Below are 19829 nucleotides of genomic sequence, written 5' to 3' on the forward strand. Positions count from 1 at the left end.
CTGAGGCAGCACCTGGCACGGCTGGGACGGAAGTCGCTGTCGTTCTCAAAATCGGTGGAGCTGCATGACAAAGTCATCGGGCATTATCTGAACATAAAACACTATCAATAAGTTGGAGTCATTACCGGGATTCTGGAAGAGTTAGTACGCTACGACATCATTATCAGGATGATCTGGAAGCCTTTACCTGGAGTGCGTTAGTCGCAATTGGTATTGCAATAAAGGATCATAAAATCTACTCTAAAATGTCAGAGCATCTATTCATTATGCATTGGCTGGCTATTGCCAAAAAAAGAAAAATCTTTTCGAAGAGCATTGTCAGTGAGCTTCAGTGGTTAATTGATGAGGGGAAGAAAAAAAGCCTCAATGCACAACTTAAATTTAAAATAGAATATTTGTACGCCACATCGAGTGGTGATGTGACAATGCAAAACGACTATTTTAAATTTACTCACACGATTGAAGTGTTGAGAAATAATGGATGGGAGAGCTTTCTGCTCACTCCGGAGAAGTGGCAAGGCCTTCATGAAAGTATTAAGGTCAGAAAAGGTGACTTTATTTTTATGGATGACACCCGGCTTCAGGAGTGCTTTGGCGTGCAGGGCGAGATAGTCAAACCTTTCTGTATTCGAGTGTACGGCGATATTGAGTTTGCAAAGTTAACGTTCATCAAACATAACCTGCCGGTTGAATTTGTGAAACATATTTCGAATGAGTTTTATTACTTCAATTTTCTTTCAGTTAAGTAATGCTTAACTGATATGGGGGACAAATTTCTGTTTGTTCAAAGAGTGTATTGATCTACCTGTGAAATTATCGGATATATACCACGCGCAAAGGACAGCGAATGTTTACTCGAAAGTTAGTGATTACAACTGAATGGATAAGGTTGTCGGATACGCCAGACAATGTGTCCATTTCTTTTCGGGGCGTTCTTGAGATCGGTGAAAGCACGGTTGTACCAGATGGCAACACTCCTTTACTTCGCTTAGAAAATGAAATGGCACCTGTCGCCGTTGATGCGTTGTCATGGGTAAGGGTGCCAGTTGAACGCCAGGAAAATGTTATCGTCTATATTTTCTGAATCCTGGTTTATAAATCCATTAATAATGTTAATGTCGATTTGTTCTTATTTTATTCCTCCCGGTGCAAGATGAGATGTCTGGCTGAACAATTCGTTGGGGATCACATCGCGGGTGAGAGCATTTGTAGCGCGTGTACATTATAAATAATGCCAAACACCGCCACCGCGAGCAGAAACAGGGAGGAGATAAAAACGCTGCGTCTGGCAAACCGCTCTGGCATCCAGCGTTTGAAAACCATGATGTAAAAAGACAGCACCGTAACATCAAAAATAACCCACACCAGCGTTAGCGTCAGAATGCTGGTGGTGAAATCTTGCGTAATGGCAATGAACTGGGGAAAAAACGCTACGAAAAACAAAATGTCCTTTGGGTTAGAGACCCCTGTCAGAAATCCATGGATAAGCCCGCTGTTATCGCGTTTTGGCGCACTCAGTCCGAGGTGTGAGTCCCTGGCCCGCAGGCCGTTAATCGCCATCACACCGATATACAACGATCCCACAAGACCCAGTACGCCAAGCCATATCGCAGAGATTGATACCACACCAGCTAGCATCAGTGCAGCCAGAGCAATCAATACTAAAGAAGCGCCGTTAGTGCCAATCAGCGTGAGAAAGGCCCGGCGATAGCCGTGCTGCGATGCGGTGGTGGTAATCAGCGCCACGACCGGACCCGGAGTTAACAGCAGGGTTACTACGCTGAGGCTATAGGCAGCCAGTAAAGTGAAATTCATACCTGATTATCCTGATGATATTTTCCATCAGTATTCCGCCTGCGTGGCGCATTGAAAAACGAATAAAACTGCGCTCTACTGTGAGTAAAACTCAACATAGAAGCTGAGAATGACGCTACCTCCGTTGTATGCCCTGAGGGCTTTTGAAGCCGCAGCCCGTCTGGGATCGTTCAGTAAAGCCGCTATTCAACTTAACGTGACGCCGGGCGCGGTAAGCCGTCATATTCGCACGCTGGAGGCATGGTTTGGTTGCGAGCTATTTGTCCGCAGCGGCCCGCGTATCGAGATAACGCCTTCTGGCCAAGGGCTGGCGCAGCAGTTGACGGCTGGGTTTCAGAGTCTGGAACACGCGTGTCATGCCTTTCGCAGCAGCAGTCATGAGCTACGGCTGAAAGCGCCGTCTACGTTGACGATGCGCTGGCTTCTGGACGTGCTGCGTCATTTCCGTGAAGCGCATCCGACCCCGGTTGTCGAAATTTCCAGCGTCTGGATGGATACCGATTCGGTATCCTTCGGTCGTGAACCGTATGACTGTGCGATCCTGTTAGGGAATGGCCATTTTGGTGACGATACCGACAGCCGGTTGCTGTTTCAGGAGTGGCTTATCCCGGTGTGCTCACCCGCGCTGCTGGTGCAGGCGCAGCGCGATCTTTCTGCCTGTGAACTGATTCATCCCTCAGCGGATCGCCGTGACTGGCGTCGGTGGCTGCAACGCACCGGGAAGTTTCCGGCGTTGAATCTTGCGCGAGGCAAAGTGTTCGACACCCTGGAGCAGGGCAGTCTTGCCGCGATGAGCGGTCATGGCGTGTCCGTTGCCGACCTGCTGTTAAGCCTGGCGGCCATTCAGGCAGGGATGTTGGCGTTACCGTTTAAAGATGCGGTAGCGACTGGCGAGGGCTATTACCTTGTCTGGCCAAAGACTTCAACACGGCTTAGAAATATTGAGCTGCTGTATCGCTGGTTAAAAGAGGCTGCGCCGTGTGTCTCCTCGGCAGATCTAAACTGGCTGGATTAAGCTGTTTATTCTGCTAATCACCCATATTGATAATGGTTCTCATTATTATTGTCGTATTGCGCAGGTAATGGTAATGTTGCTTCAGTTATAAACCGTTAATCCCATTTTCTGCGCAGAAGACAGCATGAACAATACCACCGCCCTGAATGCCTCCGGACGCGTCGCTCGCACTTTCTCCGTCAGCGAGTTTATGGATTTTGGTGAGCGCTACGGGATCGATTACCGCTTTCCCCAGTTGGCACAAAGGCCGGATTTACCGTCTGGCAGCCCTGTTCTGCAAGGTGAAATTGAGGAGATGACTCTCCCATGTGGGATGTGCGTGACGCACTCCGACGTACAGGTATTGCAACCCTACGAAACCACCTCTCGTCACGACAGCCCTTTGTATATGCTGGTGGTACTGGAAGGCTGCGTGATCCTGACGCTTAACGGACAGGAGCACGTGGTGCGCTCCGGCATGGCGTTTAGCTCACGCCTGAGTGAGCACCAGACGATGCGTGCCCGTCATCATGCTGATTGTAAACTGCGGACATTATCGCTCGGTTTGTATCCCGACGGCGCGTGTCGCACGGGGTTGCTCGAATCGTTGATGCGTGAGTGGGAAAGATGCCAGACGCCGACGCTTATCTGGCAGGTGCCGGGGTTTTTACTCAGCGGACTGCAGTACGCGCAGCAGAGTACGATTAGCCATGTTTCTCGTCAGCTGATGTTGGAAGGGCTGATATTACAACTGTTTGGTCATGGCCTCAGCGTGTGTCAGGTCGAGAGCGGTAAACGTCTTGCGGCGAGCGGTGAGCAGCAGCGGCTGGAGGTCGTTCGCCGACTGCTGGAGCAGAGTCCCGAAAAAGACTACACCCTTAATGAACTGGCGCAACGCGCGGCAATGAGCCCCAGTAGTCTGCGTAGCAAGTTTCGCGCAGCCTATGGCTGTTCGGTATTCGACTACCTGCGCGATTGCCGTCTGGAACGTGCGCGTGGCTATCTACTGGAAGGATATAGCGTACAACAGGCGGCCTGGATGTCGGGTTATCAGCACGCCACTAACTTTTCTACTGCTTTTCGTCGCCGTTACGGCTTTTCGCCCGGCGATTTGCTCAAACTTTGCTAATCCATATTTGCGTTTTACGCACGTGATTTCCTGACAATTTGGCACTGCGCATAGGCAACCTGGCATCCGGCATAGCTATCTCCGTCAGCAAAAAGGTAATAATTCTCACTTACAATTAGACATGCCTTTGGAGATATTCATGTTCGCGAAGACTCGCTTGGCGCTGCTGGTGGGATGGGTTACCGGTAGCGTGGCTTTTCCTCTGCTGGCGCAGGAAACAACAAAAAACGATACGGTGGTTGTCACCTCGCAGATGCAGAGCGGGGCCACGAAGCTTGCCACGCCGGATATTGAAACGCCGCAGTCGGTATCGATCGTTACCCGTGAACAGTTTGAAGAGCAGGGCGCAACCAGCGTGCGGCAGGCCGTCAGCTATACGCCGGGTGTGTACAGCAATCAGATTGGCGCCTCCAACCGCTTTGACTACATCGTGCTGCGTGGCTTTTCTGACGGTAGCCTGGATAACGTCTATCTCGATGGTCTGAAGATGATGGGCGACACCAACTCACACAGCTCGCTGGTGGTCGATCCGTGGTTCCTCGAAGATATCGAAGTCGTACGTGGCCCGGCTTCCGTACTGTATGGCCGTTCCTCCCCGGGTGGCATTGTGGCGCTGACCTCACGTAAGCCGTCGTTTGATGCGGGCGGTGAGGTGAAGCTGTTTGCCGGCAACAATAACCAGCGCGGCGCGGCGTTTGACGTCACCGGGGCACTGGATGATAACGATCGCGTGGCGGCGCGACTGAGCGGGATGACGCGTTACGCGGACTCGCAGTTTGGTCCATTGAAGGAAGAGCGTTACGCGCTGATGCCCAGCCTGACCTGGCGTATCACCGACCAGACGCGTCTGGATCTGATGGCCTATCTGCACCGCGACCCGGAAGGCGGTAGCCACTCCGGTCTGCCGTATGACGGCACCGTGGTTCCGCATTACGGGCAAAAGATCTCCAACACCTTTTACGAAGGCGAGGATGATTACGACAAATACGATCGCCGTGAAAACATGGTGGGCTACAACATTGAGCATATGTTTGATAGCGGTTGGTCGGTGCGGCAAAAGCTGCGCTATCTGCATACCGACGTTGAGCTGAATCAGGTGTATGCGGCGGGCTGGCTGAATGAAACCGAGCTTAATCGCGGTTACTCCGGCTCCGATGAAAAAATGTCGGCGATTACGCTGGATAACCAGCTTGACGGCAGCTTTGATACCTGGCAGGTAAACCACCGTCTGCTGGTGGGGATCGACTATCAGGATCGCAGCAACAATACTACCGGTTACTACGGCGCTTTCCCGCCGATTGACGCTTTTAATCCAGTGTACGGCGCGAAGCCTGATTACATCGACATGTATGCGCGTGAGAAACACAAGCTGCGCCAGACGGGTTACTATTTGCAGGATCAGATGTCATGGGAGCGCTGGCGTATTACGCTCGGTGGTCGCTACGATCAGGTCAGCGTTTCTAACATTGATAAGATCAAGGATACTCGCAGCGATCTGGATAAAAACAACTTCAGTACCCGTGCCGCGCTGCTCTATTTATTCGATAACGGCTTTGCGCCGTACGTGAGTTATTCCACTGCCTTTACGCCAACCAGTTTTGCCGATGAGAACGGCAATCTGCTGGATCCGATGAAAGGCAAGCAGTGGGAAGCCGGGCTGAAATATGAGCCGGAAGGACTCAACAGCCAGTTCAGCGCATCGGTATTCCGTATCAATCAGACGAATATAGCCACCAAAGAAGAGCCGACCGATCCGTACCGCTCGATTGGGGAAATTGAATCTGAAGGGGTGGAGCTGGAGGCAATTAGCCAACTGACGGATAGCTTCCGTTTGCAGGCGGCGTATACCTATACCGACATTCGCTATAAGAAAAGTAGCCCGGAAGAGCAGGGCAAGCGCGCAGTGTACGCCCCGCGTAACCAGGCCAGTACCTGGCTGAGCTACGATGTGAAAAGCGGTCCGCTGGACGGTCTGACGTTGGGTTCAGGCGTGCGCTACGTTAACGGTATTACCAGCGATCGCCTGAATACTCACACCCTGCCGTCCTACACACTGGTGGATATGGTGATTGGTTACGACTTAACGAATATCGGCATTAAAGGGTTGAGCGCGCAGTTGAACGTTAACAACCTGACCGACAAGCGCTACGTTGCAGCCTGTAACTCGCTCTCATACTGCTACTTCGGCGCCGAGCGCAGCATTGTCGGCAGTGTGTCCTGGAAATTCTGATGTTTTAGCCGGATGCGGCGCTGGCGCCTTATCCGGCCTACGGCATCCGGCCTACGGCATCCGGCCTACAGCAGCGTGCAAATCGTAGGCCTGATAAGCGCAGCGCATCAGGCTTTGTGATTGCGGCTATTGTGTAAAACCGTTCTGCAGACAAATCTGCGTGCTGGTTCTCAGCGTAAAGGCGACTTTGTCTGGGTACTGGCTGTAATAGTTATGCTCTTCTTCCAGCCCTTTTGCCTGCGCCAGACGTACCGTTTCCAGCGAGCAGGTACGGTAGATCAGGTCTTTATTCATATTGGTCTGCTTCTCGCGCTGTTTATCTGCGGACAGCGCCAGCCAGCTTTCGGACAGTGAGTAATCGTAGACCACCCGATTTCCTTTCGCCTGCACGTTCTCAATGGTAATAAATTCGTCGATTTTCAGTCTTGGCTGCCCGCGCATTTTTTTCTTATCTTCTGCGGCGGCATATTGGGCCAGCGCATGAATATCCATACTGGCTATTTTCTGTTTATAAGCATCTACATAAGCGGTAGGTTGCTGATAATGCTGAGCGTAAGCGTTTCTTAATTCCCCGTCATTCATCGTACAACCTGCCAGAAACAGAGGTAATAGCAGTGCCAGTTTTATTTTAGTCATGATGTTATCCCGTTCATTATTTTGATCCCAGTCGCCCATAACAAAATAGAAAAATTATTACAGATGATATTTAAGGTTGTATAAACGAGAGCGCGATGGCACAAGTTCAATTGTCTTAAAATGGCAGGACAGGCGGGAAACCCTGCCAGAATTGGCAGGGTTTTGAACATACTGATAAAAAATTAATGGCCGATCATCTTTGCCTTCGGGATCAGCTGGAAATACATATGATCGGGCACTGGCGTATCCCAGACATTGGCATAAACGGCATAACCAATGGTGGCAAACAGAATGCCAAGCACCAGTAGCGTCATGGCAACACCTGATAGCGTCCTCTGTCGCCATAACGGTTTACCGTTGTCTTGCGCCCCTGGTGGTGTTTGCAGTGAGAAGCTCAGCGTTGAGGCCACCGGGCAGGATTCAACGCAGGTCATGCAGCCAGTGCATTCCACGGTACGCACCTGAATCAGTCTGTCGACCGGGATATGCGACGGGCAGTTTTTCGCGCATTTTCCGCAGTCGATGCAGCTGTCTGCGTTACGGCGGATTTTAAACGGTGAGAGCAGCGAGAACAAACCGAGCAGCGCACCATAAGGGCACAGATAGCGGCACCAGGCATTGCGAATAAACAGGCTCAGGACACTGATAACGACAACAAAGATGAGCGTAGCGGAGCCAATATGGCGAAAGAAATCGAGCATCTTCACGTCGATAATCATGCCATAGGCCGACATTAGAAAATACTGAATCCCCTGTGCAGGCATCGACAGGGCGATATACAAAAAGAAACTCAGCAGCAAATACTTCAGACTGAGCAGCGGGATATCCAGCCAGCGCGGCAGCGTGAAGTTGCGACCAAATACTTTTTTCCCCAGATTGCCGAGCAGTTCGGACAGCGTGCCCACCGGGCATAACCACGAACAGAAGGCTTTTTTTAACAACAGACTAATCAGGATAAACGCAACTAACAGCAGCATGGAGGCGGCATGGATAGGCGGAAGAAAACCAGTCTCCAGCGTATAGCGGATATTCATCAAACCCGCGATTGGTAGCCATCCCTCAATACCACCTGGCCTTGGAATATAGACGCTGGTGCCGGCGGTTTCGAAATAGCGGACCCAGTAATAGAACGTTACGCCAATATAAATATTAATAGCCAGCAGGAGAAACTGGGTGGCTTTTCGCCAGCTGCTGGCGTTGCGCCAGTCATTCCACGGCAGTTTGCCTCCGATCGTGCCTGGACGGCGCTGCCAGCGCGTTCTTTTCTTCCCGTTCATGGTTTTATACTATCCCTCATATTTCCCCTTCTGCATTCAGAAGGCGTCATCACCGGGATATGCTAGCGCTATTCAGATTTGGTGTATTTGATTTGCATCTTATTACGTGGCTGTTATTTTCATCATGCCAATATGCCTGAATAAAAATAACAGCTCGGTATTTATCGCCGATCAGATAAATACCCTGAATGGGGTATTTATTTCTCTATGGCGGAGAAGGTTATTCCTGATATACCTCTATGCGATCGCGGCCATTACTTTTCGCCAGATAAAGCGCGCGATCGGCTTTATCAACCAACTGTTTATAGTCGGGATGATAGTCATATTCGGCGATGCCAATGCTGACGGTAATAGAAAATGATTCTGCCGCCGATGCCGCCATGCACATCTCGGCAATCTTCATACGCAGCGTTTCGAGGATGATACTGGCCTGCGACTTGTCTGACTCGACGAGCAGGATCATAAATTCTTCACCACCATAGCGAAACACGTAATCGCTGCTACGGATATGATCATAAATGACCGCTGCGACGTTTTTGAGCGTCATATCACCAGTATTATGCCCATAGTTGTCGTTAATTTGCTTAAAGTAGTCGATATCCAGCATCGCCAGGGTGAAGGGCTTCCGCGCATGTAACGCTAACGAAATCTCACGCCGCATGATGGTTGGAATAAAGCGGCGGTTAAGTAACTGGGTCAGCGAGTCTTTACCATTTTCCTGTTTAACCAGTGCGTCAAACATTGAGGCGAGCAGGAAATGGATTTTTGCCGATAGCTGGCGGACATCCTGCAACAGGCTCATCCTCTCAGGTTCTGTTGGCTGATGCTGATGCGAAAAGGTGGTCGTCATGCGGTTGTCGATCTCTGCTATCAGCGATTCCATTTCTTTCAACAGATTGCTGTTGCCGAGAATGTGTTTTCCTTTATGTGAGAACCACATACCAAAATCAGAATTCGCCAGAAATACCATCTCACCGAAAGGCATACCGATGGCGATGTTATAGATAAACTGATTTTCCCAGTCGGTAAATGAGCGAATTTGCCGTTCGCGCTCGACGTTAACGTCATCGTAAATGGTCTGCAGGCGATACTGCTCCTGCGTATGCAGAGAGTTTTGGTGGCTTGGGGAATAGGAGACGGTCATGGCCTCCAGCGCAGTATCCATTGCCAGGCTGCTGAAACAGATAGCATTGCTCAACAGGGAAGACGAGTCGTCAGCTTTGGTTTTCAATACCCGATACAGCTCATCCTTGAGCTTACGCGCGCCGCGGTTTACCAGATCGATGGGCAGGCCGATACGGGCATGCACCACGCCAATTTCTCGCTGTTTGGCCAGCAGCTGCGGTAGATCTTCGTGCGCGCTGCCAAGCACGCTGCGTAACCAGTCAAACATACTGCCGCTGAGGCGGGTACTGACCTGTTCTGTATTGAGGAACAATGCGCTCTGGGCATGGGAGAGCATATAGTCATAAAAAACGGTCACTAAATGGCGGATCTCTTCATCGCTTAACGATGTGAGGAGCGTGTGAACGTCAGGCGATGTTTGTCGTATCAGCGCCTGCCATTCTGTAAGGAGTAATGTGTCGTTTACCGGTTCAACCTGTTCCATCTCACTGCCACTCAACCTGCGATTAAAAATTCAGGCGGTATTACGGACAATTACCTCACAATGGTCAAGTTAAACTCTCTTATCGATGGCTAATACCTTCATAAATAAGTCTTAGCGCGAAAACACCTATTATTGCGCCAATCACCCGGCTGGCAACGCGTTGGATGCGACCATACGCCCGTCGCACGGCAGGCAAAGAAAATGCCTGGCTGAGAAAAATACGCCAGATAACGGAAGACAACACAATGCCTGCCCAGGCCATCAGTCTGGCCCACGTAGGCGTGTCTGCGCTTAAGGTGACCGAGAAGATACTAATAAAAAACAGCACGGTTTGCGGATTTGATAAATCTGTTAGTAATCCACGGCGGAAAAACACATACCAGGGGGCGGAAAGCGGCTGCTGTAGCGTGGGCATTTGCGGCGTGGCCTGATGGCGGATGCTGTTCCAGGCAAACCACAGCAGATAGGCGCCGCCGACAATCTTAATCAATGAAAATATCTCTTCACACTGGGTGATTAGCGTTGCCATACCAAAGAGCCCAAGGCCGGAGTAAAACGCATCACCTAAGGCAACACCCAGACCGGTCATCACACCTGCGCGTCGTCCGGATGCCAGGCTAGTTTGTACTACCACGAACAGGTTTGCGCCGGGGTTAAAAAAGGTTAAAACAAACAGGCTGATGGTAAGAACGACGGCGTGCAGAGGTTCCATAGACAACATTTCCATTAGTAAGCGCTTAAGTGACAGCTAACACTATAATTTTAGTGTGTTCATCATTCTGCGTATTCACTCACACTGCGCAGTGAAACGCGCTGAGATTTGCAAATGACTTCATAGATTATTTTGTGCAAACCTGGCGCGTCAGATAACGCGACGGCACAGGTTTTCTGTTATCAACGATTCGCAAAATCTCTTTATATTTCCGCCTGCTCTGGATCTTTTTGCCAGGCTGAACTACTTATTAATCATCCTTGACTCGCATGTCGAATGTTCAGGGGTCGATGATGGCATATATAACAAAATCTGGAGCTTTTATATGAAAACTGGAATTAAAGTACTTATTGGTGCGTTAGCTTTTGTTGTGACCAACGCGTACGCCGCGGAATTTATGACGAAGGTTGAGTTTGAAAAGGTTGAGTCTCAGTATACAAAAATCGGTGATATTTCAACGAGTAATGAAGTCTCTACTTCGGATGCTAAAGAAGACCTTCTGAAGAAAGCTGAAGAGAAAGGTGCTGACGTGGTGGTATTAACCTCCGGCCAAACGGATAACAAAATCCATGGCACAGCGAATATTTACAAGAAAAAATAACGCGCTACTGTAAAAGACACGATACCCGCCGGTCATTGTACCGGCGGTTTTTCTTTTAGCCTGCGCCAGAACGTGGTTCTGCTAATTCCGAGATACCGCGCGGCGGCAGTTTTGTCACCATCAAATTGTGCCAACACCTGTTGCGGCGTCAGCAATGACGATGCTTGCGGTAAGTCTGCAACAATGGCCAGTTCCGGTAACAGCTGCTGTAAAAAATCTACGTTCAGCTCTGGCTGCGGTTCGACGCTTAAAAACAGTGCCAGACGTTCCATCATATTACGCAGTTCGCGGATATTCCCCGGCCAGCCATAATTAAGCAACGTCGGCTGACTTAACCCCAGCCCCTTGCGAACAGGCTCAGAAAACGGCACGTCCAGTTCCGCCAGCGACTGTTTTAAAAAGCCTTCCGCCAGTGGCAGGATATCGGGCAACCGTTCGCGCAGCGGCGGCAGCTTGAGGCGTAAAATGCTCAGGCGATAAAACAGATCGGTACGAAACTCCCCCTGCTTCATCTCCTGTTCCAGATTACAGTGCGTGGCGCTAATCACCCGGACATCGACCGGAATCGGCTGATGTCCACCGACCCGGGTAACCTCTTTTTCTTCCAGCACACGCAGCAGTCGGGTTTGTAACGGCAGCGGCATCTCGCCTATCTCGTCAAGAAACAGGGTTCCGCCGTGAGCGATTTCAAACAGGCCCGCACGTCCCCCTCGGCGAGAGCCGGTAAAGGCGCCATCCTCATAGCCGAACAGCTCCGCTTCCAGCAATGACTCGGTGATCGCCCCGCAGTTGACGGCAACAAACGGCGGTGAGGGTTTACCGCGCCGATTCTCCTGACGGGTGAAAAACTCACGGTGAATGGCCTGTGCGGCCAGCTCTTTACCCGTTCCTGTTTCGCCCTGAATGAGGACCGGCGCACGCGAACGGGCGTACAGCATAATGGTGTGCCGTACCTGTTCCATCTGCGCAGAGTGACCGCGCATATCTCCGAGCGCGTAGCGAGTGCGCAACGTATCGCCAGAGGCGTACTGACCGTTTCTGCGTAATGTCAGGCGGGTCATATCCAACGCATCGACAAAGGCCTGGCGCACGGTGGCCGCCGAATAGATAAAGATGCCGGTCATGCCTGCTTCTTCTGCCAGATCGGTAATCAACCCCGCACCAACTACCGCTTGTGTACCGCCAGCCTTCAGCTCGTTGATTTGCCCACGAGCATCTTCCTCGGTGATATAGCTGCGCTGTTCAAGCTGCAAATTGAAGGTTTTTTGAAACGCGAGAAGCGCCGGGAGGGGTTCCTGATAGGTAATGACGCCAATCGACGAGGTGAGTTTTCCCGCTTTTGCCAGCGCCTGTAGCACGTCGAATCCGCTGGGTTTAATCAGGATCACCGGAATCGATAAACGGCTTTTCAGATATGCGCCGTTGGAGCCCGCCGCAATGATGGCATCGCAACGCTCGGTAGCCAGCTTCTTGCGGATATAGGCCACCGCTTTTTCGAAACCAAGCTGAATGGGGGTGATGGTCGCCAGGTGGTCGAACTCCAGACTGATGTCGCGAAACAGTTCAAACAGGCGGGTGACTGAGACTGTCCAGATAACCGGTTTGTCGTCGTTCACACGCGGCGGTAGATGTGTATCTGCCATAACTAACCCAAAAAAGTAAGGAACCGAGTATTAGGGTTTAGTTGTGTTTCATAAATGTTGCAATGAAACGTGAAGGAACGTTTCATGAAACGATAGCTGACACGCTTTTGTGCAACAAAAATAGGAGTATTGGATTTAATGTATTGTTTTAAAAGATAAAAAATTAAATTGAAGAGAAAATAAGCTCCCTGGCATACCCCTTGCTTTAGAAATATCAACGAACGATAACAAGTTGATAACAAGAGGACGGGATATGTCTCTACACTCCCCAGGGCTGGCGTTTCGCGCTGCGCTCACTAAAGAAAACCCATTACAAATAGTTGGCACCATCAACGCCAACCACGCTCTGCTGGCTCAACGTGCCGGGTATCAAGCGATTTATCTCTCCGGCGGCGGTGTCGCTGCGGGGTCGCTGGGTCTGCCGGATCTCGGCATTTCTACCCTTGATGATGTGCTGACTGATATTCGTCGCATTACGGATGTTTGCCCGCTGCCATTGCTGGTGGATGCGGATATTGGTTTTGGATCGTCTGCATTCAACGTGGCGCGTACCGTCAAGTCGATTTCCAAAGCGGGTGCTGCTGCGCTGCATATTGAAGATCAGATCGGCGCCAAGCGCTGCGGTCATCGCCCGAACAAGGCGATCGTCTCGAAAGAAGAGATGGTCGACAGGATCCGCGCAGCCGTTGATGCGCGCACCGATCCCAACTTTGTGATTATGGCGCGAACCGATGCACTGGCGGTGGAAGGGTTAGAGGCTGCCATCGATCGTGCCCAGGCGTATGTCGAAGCGGGCGCTGACATGCTGTTCCCGGAAGCAATTACCGAACTTGCGATGTACCGCCAGTTTGCCGATGCGGTACAGGTACCAATTCTCGCCAACATTACTGAATTTGGCGCCACACCGCTGTTTACCACCGATGAACTGCGCAGCGCGAACGTTGCGATGGCGCTATACCCGCTGTCAGCTTTCCGCGCCATGAACCGCGCGGCGGAGAAGGTTTACAACGTGCTGCGTCAGGAAGGTACGCAAAAGAACGTTATCGACATTATGCAGACGCGCAACGAGCTGTATGAAAGCATCAATTACTACCAGTTCGAAGAGAAACTCGACGCGTTGTACACAAAAAAGTAACCGTCGTAGGCCGGATAAGGCGTAGCCGCCATCCGGCAATAAATTAGTACCCTACATATTACAATAATGACGAGGACAACATGAGCGACACAACGATCCTGCAAAATAGTACCCATGTCATTAAACCCAAAAAATCGGTTGCGCTGTCAGGCGTCGCTGCCGGAAATACTGCCTTATGTACCGTGGGTAAAAGCGGTAACGATCTGCACTATCGTGGCTACGATATTCTTGACCTGGCGCAACAGTGTGAATTTGAAGAAGTTGCGCATCTGCTGATTCACGGGAAATTACCCACCCGCGATGAGCTCACCGCCTATAAAAGCAAACTGAAAGCGCTGCGCGGATTGCCCGCTAACGTGCGTACCGTACTGGAAGCGCTGCCTGCCGCCTCGCATCCGATGGACGTGATGCGCACTGGTGTTTCCGCGCTGGGTTGTACGCTGCCGGAAAAAGAAGGACATACCGTCTCCGGCGCACGCGATATTGCCGACAAACTGCTGGCTTCGCTCAGTTCTATCCTCCTGTACTGGTATCACTACAGCCATAACGGCGAGCGCATTCAGCCGGAAACCGACGATGATTCTATTGGCGGTCACTTCTTGCATTTGCTGCATGGTGAGAAGCCATCACAAAGCTGGGAAAAGGCGATGCACATTTCGCTAGTGCTGTACGCCGAGCACGAGTTTAACGCTTCTACCTTCACGGGGCGTGTGATTGCGGGAACTGGCTCTGATATGTACTCCGCGATTATCGGTGCGATTGGCGCACTGCGTGGGCCGAAACACGGCGGAGCGAATGAAGTATCGCTGGAGATCCAGCAACGCTATGAAACGCCGGATGAAGCCGAAGCAGATATCCGTAAACGCGTTGAAAATAAAGAAGTGGTGATTGGCTTTGGTCACCCGGTTTACACCATCGCCGACCCGCGCCACCAGGTGATCAAGAGCGTGGCGAAACAGCTTTCTCAGGAAGGCGGTTCGCTGAAAATGTACAACATCGCCGACCGTCTGGAAGAGGTGATGTGGGAAACGAAAAAGATGTTCCCCAACCTCGACTGGTTCTCGGCAGTCTCTTACAACATGATGGGCGTCCCCACTGAAATGTTCACACCACTGTTCGTTATCGCCCGCGTCACTGGCTGGGCGGCGCACATCATCGAACAGCGTCAGGACAACAAAATTATCCGTCCTTCCGCCAACTATACCGGCCCGGAAGATCGCGTATTTGTCTCGATTGATCAGCGTTGCTAATGCAAAACCTCTAAAGATAAAAAACAGGAAATGTACCCTATGTCTGCACATATTTCGAACGTCCGCCCTGAATTTGACCGTGAAATCGTTGATATCGTTGATTATGTCATGAACTACGAGATCACCTCGAAGGTGGCGTATGACACCGCGCATTATTGCCTGCTTGATACCCTTGGCTGTGGCCTGGAAGCGATGGAATATCCGGCCTGTAAAAAACTGCTGGGGCCGGTTGTACCGGGTACCGTCGTCCCGAACGGTGTGCGCGTACCTGGTACCCAGTTCCAGCTCGATCCGGTGCAGGCGGCGTTTAACATCGGTGCGATGATCCGCTGGCTGGACTTTAACGACACGTGGCTGGCCGCAGAATGGGGTCATCCTTCCGATAACCTCGGCGGTATTCTGGCGACGGCTGACTGGCTGTCGCGCAATGCGGTGGCGGTGGGTAAAGCGCCGTTAACCATGAAAAAAGTGTTAACCGGAATGATTAAAGCCCATGAAATTCAGGGCTGTATCGCGCTGGAAAACTCCTTCAACCGCGTCGGTCTGGATCACGTCCTGCTGGTAAAAGTCGCCTCCACGGCGGTGGTTGCCGAGATGCTTGGCCTGAACCGGGATGAAATTCTCAACGCCGTCTCGCTGGCGTGGGTCGACGGTCAGTCGCTGCGTACCTATCGTCATGCGCCGAATACCGGCACGCGTAAATCCTGGGCGGCTGGCGATGCCACCTCACGTGCTGTACGTCTGGCGCTGATGGCGAAAACCGGTGAAATGGGATATCCATCTGCACTGACGGCGAAAACCTGGGGCTTCTATGATGTCTCTTTCAAAGGCGAATCTTTCCGCTTCCAGCGACCGTACGGTTCGTACGTGATGGAAAACGTGTTGTTTAAAATTTCCTTCCCGGCAGAGTTCCACTCGCAGACCGCGGTAGAAGCGGCGATGACGCTGTACGAGCAGTTACAGGCTGCAGGTAAGACCGCTGCCGATATCGAAAAAGTGACCATTCGTACGCATGAAGCCTGTATCCGCATCATCGATAAAAAAGGCCCGTTGAATAACCCGGCGGATCGTGACCACTGCATCCAGTACATGGTGGCTATCCCGCTACTGTTCGGACGCTTAACGGCGGCAGATTACGAAGACGGCGTGGCGCAGGACAAACGCATTGATGCACTGCGTGAAAAGATTAACTGCTTCGAAGATCCGACCTTTACTGCGGATTACCACGACCCTGAAAAACGCGCCATCGCGAATGCCATCACGCTTGAATTCACCGACGGCTCACGCTTTGAAGAAGTGGTAGTGGAATACCCAATCGGCCACGCGCGCCGTCGTAACGACGGTATGCCGAAGCTGGTCGAGAAGTTCAAAATTAACCTGGCGCGTCAGTTCCCGACCCGTCAGCAGCAGCGCATCCTGGATGTCTCCCTGGACAGAACTCGCCTGGAGCAGATGCCGGTCAATGAGTATATGGACCTTTATGTAATCTAAACCTGCGCGCGGCAAGGCGTAAGTTCAACAGGAGAGCATTATGTCTTATAGCGAGTTTTATCAACGTTCTATTACGCAGCCGGAGTCGTTTTGGGCCGAACAGGCCCAGCGTATTGACTGGCAGCAGCCGTATACGCAGGTGCTGGATCACAGCAACCCGCCGTTTGCCCGCTGGTTTTGCGGCGGCAAGACCAATTTGTGTCATAACGCCATCGACCGCTGGGTGGAGAAACAGCCTGAGGCGCTGGCGCTGATTGCGGTGTCATCGGAAACCGAAGAAGAACGTACCTTTACCTTTCGTCAGCTGTACGACGAAGTGAACGTGGCGGCGGCAATGTTGCTGTCGCTGGGCGTACAGCGTGGCGATCGGGTACTGGTTTATATGCCGATGATCGCCGAGGCGCACATTACGCTGCTGGCCTGCGCGCGCATTGGGGCGATCCATTCGGTGGTGTTCGGTGGCTTTGCCTCGCACAGCGTGGCGGCACGCATCGACGACGCCCAACCGGTGATTATCGTGTCGGCGGATGCCGGCGCGCGCGGCGGTAAAGTCCTGCCGTATAAAAAGCTGCTCGATGATGCGATCGATCAGGCGCAGCATCAGCCGCGTCATGTGGTATTAGTCGATCGCGGTCTGGCGAAAATGGCGCGGGTAGAGGGGCGAGACCTCGACTTTGCCACGCTGCGCCAGCAGCATCTCGGCGCACGGGTACCGGTTGCCTGGCTGGAGTCGAACGAAACGTCCTGCATTCTCTACACCTCCGGGACAACCGGTAAACCGAAAGGCGTCCAGCGCGACGTTGGCGGCTACGCGGTCGCGCTGGCGACCTCGATGGACACCATTTTCGGCGGTAAAGCGGGCGGTGTGTTCTTCTGCGCGTCGGATATCGGCTGGGTTGTTGGGCATTCGTATATCGTGTATGCCCCGCTGCTGGCGGGGATGGCGACAGTGGTTTACGAAGGGTTGCCAACGTATCCAGACTGTGGCGTATGGTGGAAAATTGTTGAGAAGTATCAGGTCAGCCGGATGTTCTCCGCCCCAACCGCCATCCGCGTGCTGAAGAAATTCCCGACCGCGCAAATCCGCAATCACGATCTCTCCTCGCTGGAGGTGCTGTATCTGGCGGGTGAGCCGCTGGATGAACCGACCGCCAGTTGGGTAACGGAAACGTTGGGCGTCCCGGTTATCGACAACTACTGGCAGACTGAATCCGGTTGGCCGATTATGGCGATCGCTCGCGGGCTGGACGACCGCCCGTCGCGGCTGGGCAGCCCAGGCGTGCCGATGTACGGATATAACGTGCAGTTGCTCAATGAGGTGACCGGTGAGCCCTGCGAAGCGAATGAAAAGGGCATGCTGGTGATTGAAGGGCCGCTGCCGCCGGGCTGTATCCAGACTATCTGGGGTGATGACGCGCGGTTTGTGAATACCTACTGGTCGCTGTTTTCTCGTCAGGTGTACGCCACCTTTGACTGGGGTATTCGCGATGCGGACGGCTATTACTTCATCCTTGGTCGTACGGATGATGTCATCAACGTGGCCGGGCATCGGTTGGGGACGCGTGAGATAGAGGAGAGTATTTCCAGCTATCCGAACGTTGCCGAAGTGGCTGTGGTCGGCGTGAAGGACGCGCTAAAGGGGCAGGTAGCGGTCGCGTTTGTCATTCCGAAACAGAGCGACAGCCTTGAAGATCGCGACATCGCACATTCGGAAGAGAAGGCGATTATGGCGCTGGTGGACAGTCAGATTGGTAATTTTGGCCGTCCGGCGCACGTCTGGTTTGTGTCGCAATTGCCGAAAACCCGCTCTGGCAAAATGCTCAGACGGACGATCCAGGCGATCTGTGAAGGCCGCGATCCTGGCGATCTAACGACAATTGACGATCCCGCGTCGTTGCAGCAAATCCGTCAGGCTATCGAAGAGTAACATCGTGTGATGCCCGGTGGCGCAATGCTTACCGGGCCTTTTAGTATCGTAGGCCGGATAAACCACGTGAGTGGTGCATCCGGCAAAGAGGCTTTTACAGCGCGACGCTTTCGCGACGACGCCGCAGGGAAAACGGCCCCGGACCGCTAAGGGTAAATACGGAAATCAGCGTGAAGCTCAGCGCAATAATCCCCAGCACCAGATAAGCTCCCTGGAAACCAATACTCTCATACATTTTCCCGGCCAGAACTGACATGAAAATCATGGCTAACTGTTTGAAGAAACAGAAACACACCAGATAAATCGTGGCCGAGAAACGTACTTCGAACTGGCTGGTGATGTACTTGAAGCAGCCGACGATCAGGAACGGTATCTCAAACATATGCAGCGTTTTGAGAATAACGACCTCCAGTGCAGTGGTGGCGAATGACGAGCCAATAATCCTTACCGACATAATCGTGCCGGCCAGCAGCAGGGCGTTCTTTCCGCCGATTCGGTTCACTATCAGCGGTGCAAAGAACATGATCGAGGCGTTGAGTAATTCTCCCATCGTCGTGACGTAGCCAAACACGCGGGTACCCTGTTCACCGGTGGCAAAGAATGAGGTAAAGAAGTTGGCAAACTGCTGGTCAAACACATCGTAAGTACAGGAAACGCCGACCACATACAGGGAGAGGAACCAAAGTTTCGGCTGTTTAAATAACTCCAGCGCCAGCTTCAGGCTGAATGCCGAGTTATTGGCGCCTACCGCATCCGCGACTTTTGCAGAAGAGGGGGCATCTGTTTTTGAAAATAACAGCAGCAATGCCAGAATGACCGCACAGCCAGAACCTAACCAGAAGACGAATTGGTTATTGATGGTGAACATAATTCCGGCAATCGAGGCGCACAGCGCCCAGCCCACGCAGCCAAACATGCGCGCGCGACCAAATTCAAAGTTGCTTCTGCGGCTGGCTTTTTCAATATAGGCTTCAATCGCTGGGGCACCGGCATTGTAAATAAATCCAAGGTAAATCCCGCCGACAATTGAACCCAGTAAAATATTAACCTGCAATAATGGGCCAAATACGTAAATAAAGAACGGGGCAAACATTACCAGCATGCCGGTAATTACCCACAGCAGATGTTTACGCAGGCCAAGCTTATCGGACAGTAGCCCGAAAATTGGCTGGAACAACAAGGAAAACAGTGAGATACAGGCGAAGATGATGCCGGTATCGCCTTTGCTGATATGGTTTACATCGTGTAACCAGATAGGGAAGAAGGGGAAATACGCACCCATAATAAAAAAGTAAAAGAAGAAGAAAAAGCCAAACATCCAAAAGTTAGTGTTTTTTAAATAATACATAACAGACTTCCTATAAATGCGGGCAGGTATCA

General features: G+C 51.9%; 18 protein-coding genes. 11 read left to right on the plus strand and 7 right to left on the minus strand.

The features are described from left to right. From ACHHZ7_RS23710 to ACHHZ7_RS23720, 3 genes are all read left to right on the plus strand, one after another. The coding region (locus tag ACHHZ7_RS23710; RefSeq protein WP_001691633.1) for an IS1 family transposase at nt 1–111 on the plus strand (111 nt) is incomplete at its 5' end. Next, nucleotides 108–749, plus strand: a complete 642-nt coding sequence (locus ACHHZ7_RS23715; protein ID WP_071845211.1) for a DUF2913 family protein — start codon at nt 108–110, stop codon at nt 747–749. The genes ACHHZ7_RS23710 and ACHHZ7_RS23715, both read left to right, overlap by 4 nt. Nucleotides 750–847: 98 nt before the next feature. Continuing rightward, nucleotides 848–1084, plus strand: coding sequence for a hypothetical protein (locus ACHHZ7_RS23720; RefSeq protein ID WP_020996594.1), 237 nt, complete (start codon nt 848–850; stop codon nt 1082–1084). Between the two features lie 101 nt (nt 1085–1185). Here the strand turns inward: ACHHZ7_RS23720 and ACHHZ7_RS23725 are convergent, their stop codons facing one another. Continuing rightward, the gene (locus ACHHZ7_RS23725) at nt 1186–1815 is read right to left on the minus strand and encodes a LysE family translocator (protein ID WP_060682697.1); all 630 of its coding nucleotides are present in this window, start codon (nt 1813–1815) and stop codon (nt 1186–1188) included. 109 nt (nt 1816–1924) lie between these two features. Between ACHHZ7_RS23725 and ACHHZ7_RS23730 the strand changes: the two genes are divergently transcribed. The 3 genes from ACHHZ7_RS23730 to foxA all read left to right on the plus strand — a co-directional run bounded on the left by ACHHZ7_RS23730 (nt 1925) and on the right by foxA (nt 6168). Continuing rightward, a complete protein-coding gene (locus tag ACHHZ7_RS23730; RefSeq protein ID WP_048236016.1) occupies nt 1925–2830 on the plus strand; it encodes a LysR substrate-binding domain-containing protein in 906 nt (301 codons plus the stop codon). A gap of 124 nt (nt 2831–2954) precedes the next feature. Then, complete coding sequence (locus ACHHZ7_RS23735) at nt 2955–3938, plus strand: helix-turn-helix transcriptional regulator (protein WP_060682696.1); 984 nt, start codon at nt 2955–2957, stop codon at nt 3936–3938. A gap of 121 nt (nt 3939–4059) precedes the next feature. Beyond that, nucleotides 4060–6168, plus strand: coding sequence for a ferrioxamine B receptor FoxA (gene foxA / locus ACHHZ7_RS23740; RefSeq protein ID WP_100271441.1), 2109 nt, complete (start codon nt 4060–4062; stop codon nt 6166–6168). A 126-nt stretch (nt 6169–6294) separates the two neighbouring features. On the opposite strand, the gene ACHHZ7_RS23745 is transcribed toward foxA, so the two are convergent. The 4 genes from ACHHZ7_RS23745 to ACHHZ7_RS23760 form a co-directional block, all read right to left on the minus strand. Then, on the minus strand, nt 6295–6804 hold the full coding sequence (locus ACHHZ7_RS23745) for a hypothetical protein (RefSeq protein ID WP_225623040.1): 510 nt from the start codon (nt 6802–6804) through the stop codon (nt 6295–6297). A gap of 182 nt (nt 6805–6986) precedes the next feature. After that, entirely contained in the window at nt 6987–8081 is a 1095-nt protein-coding gene (locus ACHHZ7_RS23750) for a 4Fe-4S binding protein (protein ID WP_008783855.1), read from the minus strand. Between the two features lie 220 nt (nt 8082–8301). After that, entirely contained in the window at nt 8302–9690 is a 1389-nt protein-coding gene (locus ACHHZ7_RS23755; RefSeq protein ID WP_048236011.1) for a diguanylate cyclase, read from the minus strand. Nucleotides 9691–9769: 79 nt separating this feature from the next. Beyond that, nucleotides 9770–10402, minus strand: coding sequence for a LysE family transporter (locus ACHHZ7_RS23760; RefSeq protein WP_008783857.1), 633 nt, complete (start codon nt 10400–10402; stop codon nt 9770–9772). 325 nt (nt 10403–10727) lie between these two features. Here ACHHZ7_RS23760 and yahO point away from each other — a divergent pair, with 325 nt between their 5' ends. Continuing rightward, nucleotides 10728–11003 carry a DUF1471 family periplasmic protein YahO gene (gene yahO / locus ACHHZ7_RS23765; RefSeq protein WP_032942474.1) on the plus strand — a complete coding sequence of 92 codons (276 nt, stop codon included), beginning with the start codon at nt 10728–10730 and terminating at the stop codon, nt 11001–11003. A 32-nt stretch (nt 11004–11035) separates the two neighbouring features. Here yahO and prpR read toward each other — a convergent pair whose 3' ends face one another. After that, on the minus strand, nt 11036–12646 hold the full coding sequence (gene prpR, locus ACHHZ7_RS23770; protein ID WP_060682694.1) for a propionate catabolism operon regulatory protein PrpR: 1611 nt from the start codon (nt 12644–12646) through the stop codon (nt 11036–11038). 253 nt (nt 12647–12899) lie between these two features. On the opposite strand from prpR, the gene prpB reads away from it, so the two are divergent. From prpB to prpE, 4 genes are all read left to right on the plus strand, one after another. Beyond that, nucleotides 12900–13781, plus strand: a complete 882-nt coding sequence (gene prpB / locus ACHHZ7_RS23775) for a methylisocitrate lyase (protein WP_003830903.1) — start codon at nt 12900–12902, stop codon at nt 13779–13781. Between the two features lie 80 nt (nt 13782–13861). Beyond that, nucleotides 13862–15031, plus strand: coding sequence for a 2-methylcitrate synthase (prpC, locus tag ACHHZ7_RS23780; RefSeq protein WP_060682693.1), 1170 nt, complete (start codon nt 13862–13864; stop codon nt 15029–15031). Nucleotides 15032–15070: 39 nt separating this feature from the next. Further along, on the plus strand, nt 15071–16522 hold the full coding sequence (locus ACHHZ7_RS23785) for a bifunctional 2-methylcitrate dehydratase/aconitate hydratase (protein WP_060682692.1): 1452 nt from the start codon (nt 15071–15073) through the stop codon (nt 16520–16522). A 40-nt stretch (nt 16523–16562) separates the two neighbouring features. Then, nucleotides 16563–18449 carry a propionate--CoA ligase gene (gene prpE, locus ACHHZ7_RS23790; protein WP_060682691.1) on the plus strand — a complete coding sequence of 629 codons (1887 nt, stop codon included), beginning with the start codon at nt 16563–16565 and terminating at the stop codon, nt 18447–18449. 94 nt (nt 18450–18543) lie between these two features. Here the strand turns inward: prpE and ACHHZ7_RS23795 are convergent, their stop codons facing one another. Beyond that, nucleotides 18544–19797, minus strand: coding sequence for an MFS transporter (locus tag ACHHZ7_RS23795; protein ID WP_048226366.1), 1254 nt, complete (start codon nt 19795–19797; stop codon nt 18544–18546). Between the last annotated feature and the right edge of the window lie 32 nt (nt 19798–19829).

The sequence above is a fragment of the Citrobacter freundii complex sp. 2024EL-00216 genome, from assembly GCF_043945515.1.
Lineage (GTDB): Bacteria > Pseudomonadota > Gammaproteobacteria > Enterobacterales > Enterobacteriaceae > Citrobacter > Citrobacter portucalensis.

Bases quoted from the DNA above. Each gene is read 5' to 3' on its own strand.
- ACHHZ7_RS23720 (WP_020996594.1), top strand. From the start codon at position 848: ATGTTTACTCGAAAGTTAGTGATTACAACTGAATGGATAAGGTTGTCG.
- ACHHZ7_RS23725 (WP_060682697.1), bottom strand. From the start codon at position 1,815: ATGAATTTCACTTTACTGGCTGCCTATAGCCTCAGCGTAGTAACCCTG.
- ACHHZ7_RS23730 (WP_048236016.1), top strand. From the start codon at position 1,925: ATGACGCTACCTCCGTTGTATGCCCTGAGGGCTTTTGAAGCCGCAGCC.
- ACHHZ7_RS23735 (WP_060682696.1), top strand. From the start codon at position 2,955: ATGAACAATACCACCGCCCTGAATGCCTCCGGACGCGTCGCTCGCACT.
- foxA (WP_100271441.1), top strand. From the start codon at position 4,060: ATGCCTTTGGAGATATTCATGTTCGCGAAGACTCGCTTGGCGCTGCTG.
- ACHHZ7_RS23745 (WP_225623040.1), bottom strand. From the start codon at position 6,804: ATGACTAAAATAAAACTGGCACTGCTATTACCTCTGTTTCTGGCAGGT.
- ACHHZ7_RS23750 (WP_008783855.1), bottom strand. From the start codon at position 8,081: ATGAACGGGAAGAAAAGAACGCGCTGGCAGCGCCGTCCAGGCACGATC.
- ACHHZ7_RS23755 (WP_048236011.1), bottom strand. From the start codon at position 9,690: ATGGAACAGGTTGAACCGGTAAACGACACATTACTCCTTACAGAATGG.
- ACHHZ7_RS23760 (WP_008783857.1), bottom strand. From the start codon at position 10,402: ATGGAACCTCTGCACGCCGTCGTTCTTACCATCAGCCTGTTTGTTTTA.
- yahO (WP_032942474.1), top strand. From the start codon at position 10,728: ATGAAAACTGGAATTAAAGTACTTATTGGTGCGTTAGCTTTTGTTGTG.
- prpR (WP_060682694.1), bottom strand. From the start codon at position 12,646: ATGGCAGATACACATCTACCGCCGCGTGTGAACGACGACAAACCGGTT.
- prpB (WP_003830903.1), top strand. From the start codon at position 12,900: ATGTCTCTACACTCCCCAGGGCTGGCGTTTCGCGCTGCGCTCACTAAA.
- prpC (WP_060682693.1), top strand. From the start codon at position 13,862: ATGAGCGACACAACGATCCTGCAAAATAGTACCCATGTCATTAAACCC.
- ACHHZ7_RS23785 (WP_060682692.1), top strand. From the start codon at position 15,071: ATGTCTGCACATATTTCGAACGTCCGCCCTGAATTTGACCGTGAAATC.
- prpE (WP_060682691.1), top strand. From the start codon at position 16,563: ATGTCTTATAGCGAGTTTTATCAACGTTCTATTACGCAGCCGGAGTCG.
- ACHHZ7_RS23795 (WP_048226366.1), bottom strand. From the start codon at position 19,797: ATGTATTATTTAAAAAACACTAACTTTTGGATGTTTGGCTTTTTCTTC.